Origin of the sequence: Roseateles subflavus (genome assembly GCF_030285365.1) — a bacterium.
GTDB lineage: Bacteria > Pseudomonadota > Gammaproteobacteria > Burkholderiales > Burkholderiaceae_C > Roseateles_B > Roseateles_B subflavus.
Window position 1 is genome coordinate 1 of the sequence record NZ_JASVDS010000018.1, and the last position, 1412, is coordinate 1412.

Sequence of the window (1412 nt, forward strand, 5' to 3'; positions counted from 1 at the left end):
GCGAACACGAAGGTGTCGCTGCCGAAGCCGCCGTCCAGCGTGTCGTTGCCGACACCACCGATCAGCGTGTCGTTGCCTTCGCCACCCAGCAGCTGATCAGCGCCTTCGCCACCCTTGAGCAGGTCATTCCCCGCATTGCCGTTGATCACGTCGTCGCCGGCCTTGCCGTCCAGCACGTCATTCAGCCCCGTGCCCTGCAAAATGTCATCGCCGCGAGTACCGCTGGCCATCCCATTCACCATCGCCTGGTCCCAGGTCGCATCAGTGAACTGGATCTGATTGATCTTGTACTCGGGGGAACTGTCAGCGTAGAAGTACTTTGCCAGCGTCAGGCTGTCACCGGACTTGAACGTCAGCACCAGATCCGATCCTCGTCGCTCAAACGACTCGACGTCGGTGCTGGCCAGGTCCGTGAACTTCACCACGTCCACTCGGCCGCCGCCCCAGTCGTTCTCGTTCAGCACGTCCTGACCGAAGCCCGATGCGAACACGAAGGTGTCGCTGCCGAAACCGCCGTCCAGCGTGTCGTTGCCGACACCACCGATCAGCGTGTCGTCACCTTCGCCACCCAGCAGCTGATCAGCGCCTTCGCCCCCCTTGAGCAGGTCATTTCCCGCATTGCCGTTGATCACGTCGTCGCCGGCCTTGCCGTCCAGGACGTCGTCAATCGCGTAGCCGGCGATGACATCGCCGTCCGGCGTCCCCGTCGCGTTGCGCAGAATCGTCGACTGATCCCAGATCACGTCTTTGAACTCGATCCGGTCGATCTTGCGCTCCGGGAAGTTGCTGGCAAGGTTGAAGTCAACCAGCTTCAGGCTGTCACCGGACTTGAACGTCAGCACCAGATCCGATCCGCGTCGCTCAAACGACTCGACGTCGGTGCTGGCCAGGTCCGTGAACTTCACCACGTCCACTCGGCCACCGCCCCAGTCGTTCTCGTTCAGCACGTCCTGACCGAAGCCCGACGCGAACACGAAGGTATCGCTGCCGGCGCCTCCATCCAGCGTGTCGTTGCCGGCACCACCGATCAGCGTGTCGTTGCCTTCGCCGCCGATCAGTGTGTCGTTGCCCGCTCCTCCGTCCAGCACGTCGTCGCGATTGCTGCCCTGCAGCACGTCATCACCGCCCAGGGCTTGGACCGTGTTCGGCCCCACGTTGTAGCCCGTCAGGCTATCGTTCCCGTCTGTTCCGCGCGTGATCGTCTTTGCAAAGATCGTCGCTTGGTTCCAGCTCACCCCATCGGAGAACGTGATCTGGTCGACTTTGTATTCCGGGGAGTTGTCCGCGTGATAGAACTTCGTCATTGTCAGGCTGTCACCTGACTTGAACGTCAGCACCAGATCCGATCCGCGCCTCTCCAACGACTTGACGTCCGTACTGGCCAAGTCCGTGAACTGCACCACGTCCACTCG

Annotated in this window: 1 protein-coding gene; it reads right to left on the minus strand. The window is 61.8% G+C overall.

What is annotated here, in order from left to right; genetic code table 11:
* A partial coding sequence (locus tag QRD43_RS22655; RefSeq protein WP_285984790.1) for a calcium-binding protein occupies positions 1 to 1337 on the minus strand: 1337 nt, incomplete at its 3' end.
* Positions 1338 to 1412 lie beyond the last annotated feature (75 nt).